The organism is Desulfobacter sp. (assembly GCF_050177295.1).
Genome location: NZ_JBFXHE010000344.1, coordinates 1 through 4,783 on the forward strand (window position 1 = coordinate 1; position 4,783 = coordinate 4,783).

The 4,783-nt window shown below is 52.4% G+C and carries 2 protein-coding genes; one reads left to right on the plus strand and one right to left on the minus strand.

Annotation, left to right across the window (positions count from 1 at the left end):
- A partial coding sequence (locus tag AB7U36_RS18550; RefSeq protein WP_428161148.1) for a hypothetical protein occupies window positions 1–1,776 on the plus strand: 1,776 nt, incomplete at its 5' end.
- 82 nt (window positions 1,777–1,858) lie between these two features.
- Here AB7U36_RS18550 and AB7U36_RS18555 read toward each other — a convergent pair.
- A complete protein-coding gene (locus AB7U36_RS18555) occupies window positions 1,859–4,657 on the minus strand; it encodes a proprotein convertase P-domain-containing protein (protein ID WP_428161149.1) in 2,799 nt (932 codons plus the stop codon).
- Window positions 4,658–4,783 lie beyond the last annotated feature (126 nt).

Consider the following 4,783-nt stretch of genomic DNA (forward strand, 5'->3'; position numbering starts at 1 on the left):
CATGTATCAGGCGTTGTCACATATGCCGCAGAGGAGAATGCGGCAAAGACCCATGATGAAGCGATTCAGCTTCAGGTGCTTGAATGTTTGAACCTGATAGCCGTATCCTTAACCCATATCATGACTTACAATGACAAGGTTATTCTGGATCAGGAATACAATATGATCATCAATAACCTGAATTTAAGCAACATCCCTGATGCCGACCTCATCACGCTGCTCCAGGAACTCATGGATCTGCTTACCTCCTCAAAAATCAATGATTATGACCGGGAATATCTTCTCAAAGATTTTGATAGAAATGTTCAACACGAACTTAAAAACAGAGTCACAGCACTTGTTTTTGATACGGATGTTGTCATCAATCCCTACAACACGATTTTAGCGGCCTTTGTCGCAACAGGCTCCTTCTATTTTAACTACCGATCCCAAATGAACACATACATTAAAGAAAAAGAGAAAGGTAAGTGGGCCATTGAATCAAAGACCATGCAGGAACTTAACAATTTCTACAAAAAATTGCTCAAATACTCCTGGACGCTCATGAGAAAATACAACTTGCCCGATACATGGCGACTGGATGAAAAACAGCTGAGGAACTATACCAATATTTTAAAAGAGCCTGATCTTACCAAACGCTGCAGGAAATTAGAGCGGATTGAAACCAGCTTTCAGAAGTTTCCGCCATACTGGTACTACCGGGGCCAGTCAGCCCAGGAAATCGGCCGCACCAAAGAGGCTCTCCACTGCTTCCTCCAATTCCAGCAGATACACCAGGGCATCCTGAGAAAAGACCCGTACGCCGCTTCCGTTGCCATGTGCAAAACAATGCTCATGAAAAATTCAAATTCTGATGCGGTAAAACGCGATCTGGCGCTGATTGTGTCCAATTCCGATGATAATGACTGGGGAAACCTCCTTTTTGCAGCCCTCCAGTACGGTCGCCTGGGGGATTCCGATACCGCAGGCAAGCTCATTTTACGTAATCTGGACAACGGGCACACAGCCTTCATCGACACGCCCGACATGGTTAGAACCGTTGGGCCTGCGTTGCTGTTAAACACCCCAAAGGATGTGTTCAATCGCATCATCGACGTGATTCTTAATAACGATACGGTTAAAAATTACGATGTACTCTGGCTCTACGGTCAGACCCGCAACAGCGATATTTTAAAGAAGATACGCCTTGAATTTGACAGGGTTTTGCTCCAGACCGCAGGCAAGTCATTTCTAAATCCTCTGAATATTTTCAAAGATAATAACCTGTTAGTGTTCTTGCCAACACGCTGGGTGAACGGCACTTCGCTGGTGACATTGAAACTTGAGGACGAGTCTGGAGAAAAAAAGCTCAACCCTTCGGATACCGAAATACTGGATAATTTCCCCGAAATGACCCTGTTGACCTTTAAAGATGTATTTTCAGTGAAACAACTTATAAAGAAAAAACAGGCCACTGACATATCAATAACATTTATTCATGAAAAGCTGGACAGGGATAAAAGGGATATAAAAGATTACACCATCGAGATGGTGTTTCAGTCGGATATCGTCAGTTCCAAGGAAGCGTCGGAAAAAGAGATGAAGTACCTCAATACCCTGTTTGAAGGGAGAATCCCTGAAGCTATGAAGATAGAAAAGAAAAAAGCCGACAAACGATTGACTGTCTGGTTCAGCAAAAAGAAAATAATTTTAAACGGCGAGGCCTTTGACTGGAATGATGACGGCTTGATCATAAATCAGAAAAAAGCGCCCATTTCCAGCTCAGACTTGAAATGAGCATGTCATGATGCCAGGAATCTTATAGTAACGGGACAAGGGCACCTTGAATTTTTTCAAGGTGCCCTTATCAAAGCCCTTGTCAGAACCTTATGCGTAGTCCCCACGCATTGAGCTTGCCTATGTCACGACCCGCGTGATCAGATACGGACAGGGTCCACTCTCCTTTGGCGGATTCGCCGATGAGAGGGGATAAAGCGGGGGTCGTGCCTGTGTCGAATGTACGGATCAAGTTATCCCGATTGCCTCCGGTCCGCTCGTGTACGGTTACTGTCTTCCCGGAAGGCGCCGAGAGCACCACTCGCAGATCACCGATATAGGTATGGGTAATATCCACCTGGAGTTCAAGTTCCCGGACCGTACCCGCCCGACCCATCTCCAAGGTGTGGTAAATACCCTGGGCATCATTATCGGGAATGTGTAGACCGGGTGCCGCCTTGAGTTCCTCCCAGTCATCCGCCTCGGGCGCGATCTCTAATGTCCAACTACGCAGGGTGCCTTCATCCATCCGCGCATGATCGGAGACCGACAGCCGCCACTCCCCAGCAATCGACTGGCCAATAAGACCCGCCAGAGCGCCGGTCGACTGTACATCGTAGCGGCCATGGAGGTCTTGTCTGGAGGCACCATTACGATTGTGTAGGGTGATCTGGGTACCGGCAGGTGAGATGAGATCAACTTTGAGATCCCCGATATAGGTATGCCGGATATCTACTTCCACCGCCACAGTTGCGATTCTGCCTGCCTGGGTCAGTGAGATGGCGTCATAAACACCGGCCGGATCCTGGTCGGGAATCGCCAGGCCGGGCGTACTTTCGGCACGAATCAAACCGCTTTCATCAGGCTGACCCAAAGCGCCGACGATCACCAGGGCGAACGCCTGATTTGGTTGGGGTACGTTGGATGCCACGACCTCGATACGCCAGGAACCGGGCAAAGGCGTGGTGACCTGCACCATTTCGACATTGTTATTGGCATCCATGGTCAAGGTTCCGTCGACAGATGCGTTACCGACATGGCGTTTACCGTCTGGTGCCGTCAAAATGAGGTTCAGGTTGTTGACCAGATGCTCGCCGGGATAATCGCTGTACGCCATAACCACCCGTAGCGGGATGGCGTCGCTCTGGATCAATATCTCGCGTGACCATATCTCACCGGTGCTCAGCCCCTGCGCCACATCAATGTATTCGATTGCCGAAGATGCCTGGGGCGCCAGTGCACCATCCAGATCCAGACGCCCAAACCCCTGCGCGTTATCACAGACAGCCCCCGCGTTGCCGATATCTGGAAGCCGTTTACTCCCGGCAATCAACGTCGCCTTGAGTAGAGCGGCGGAAGGATTGGCAATACCCTTGTCACGTCGCAGGAACTGCCTGACCAGGGTGGCGGCCCCGGCAGCCAGCGGTGTGGCCATGCTGGTTCCCCCCATATAAAAATACTTGCGGGAACCGGGAAAAGCCGCCCAGGCATTGTTGTTTGCTGCAATCCTGCTGGAGCGGGTGGAGAGCACGAATGTGCCGGGCGCCACCAGATCGGGCCGAATTCGCCCATCCTCGGTGGGCCCCCGGCTACTGAAGGCCACTACCTGTTCAGGGTTGTCCGCCATGGGTGCGTTACGGTAAGGCGCAACCGGATAGTCGTCGGGCCACCATGAGCCGTATTGCGCGCCATTGAAGTTGGAACGTTCGTTTTCGCTCGCGCCCACACAGATGCAGTTCTTGGCCGTGGCGGGAGAGGTAACACTCATGGGGTTGATTTTTCCGTCTCCATCCTGGTCCGTACCGTCATTTCCGGCGGCAACCAAGACACAAAAGTCCTTGTGCTCCCACACGAAACGATCAAGCTGTTCGCTCTGAGGGTCGTACGCACCGGGATCACCCCCACCCCACGAATTCGAGTGAATGCGCGCATTGTGAGCGTAAGCGTCGGCAAAGAGGGTGGAAATATTGTCGGGGATACCCGATAGCAGATAACGACCAATCGAACTGTAATAGCTGGAATCCTCCCATTTCATCTCCTGCTCAATGGCCTGGAATACCAGTCTTGCCCCATGGGCCAGGCCGCGGATGGGCCCCTCTGTGCCGCTCAAACCATCGCTGGCGCTGCCGTCGCCGAGCACGGAACCGGCAACATGTGTGCCATGACCGCTGTCAAGATCGGCAGGGCCATCGTCGGCCCCGGGATTTTTGATGTAGGGTGCATAATAGGGGTTGATCGGGTAACTGAGCATCGCGTGTATTCGGCCGCTGAAATCCGGATGTATCGAGTTGGCGTCACCGGTATCCAACCCGGTATCACACACGGCCACAACTTCTCCTGATCCATCCAGGTTCAAACCGGTTGCACCGGTAGCGATGGCCGTTCGCATCAACCTTCCGGCCACATCGTTGCTGGTCCGCTTGAGACTATGCTCCCGGATCAAACGTACACCGTGGACCGCGGCCAGATCCCGAATCCGCTTTATCCCTCCTTTTCCAGCAGGAACCCTCAAAATCATTATCCGTGTATCCGGATCCGACCGAAGAATCTCGAAACCAAGGGCCTGCACCTGTGGCTCGGCCTGCTGCTGGGTTTCGCTGTTAAAAAACGTCACCGAATACATCCCCGGCAGCACCCGGGTCCGGGGCAACTCACCCTGCACCTCATCCTTTTTCCGCTTGACCCCGGACAAAACGGATGGGGCGACCCGATCCTTGTGGCTCAAATGTCCTGACCAACGCACGTACGGAAGGGCGGCAATGCGTGAGATACATGCCTCGTCCGCACGCACGACATAGCTGAACGAGGCGTATGGAACCTGTAACTTGCCGCCTGCGGCCTCGACGCCCTGCAGCCATTCCTGTTTGATGGGGCCTATAAACTGGACCAGATAGTGATGCATTCCCGGCGATAGCTTTCCCTCTCCCTTATAAGCAGGATGAGCCCGCATCCGCCCCCCCGAATCCAGACGCGGCAGCTCAGTATCGATATCGCGCTGGCCCGCGGGAAGCAGGTATTGGTCCGTGAT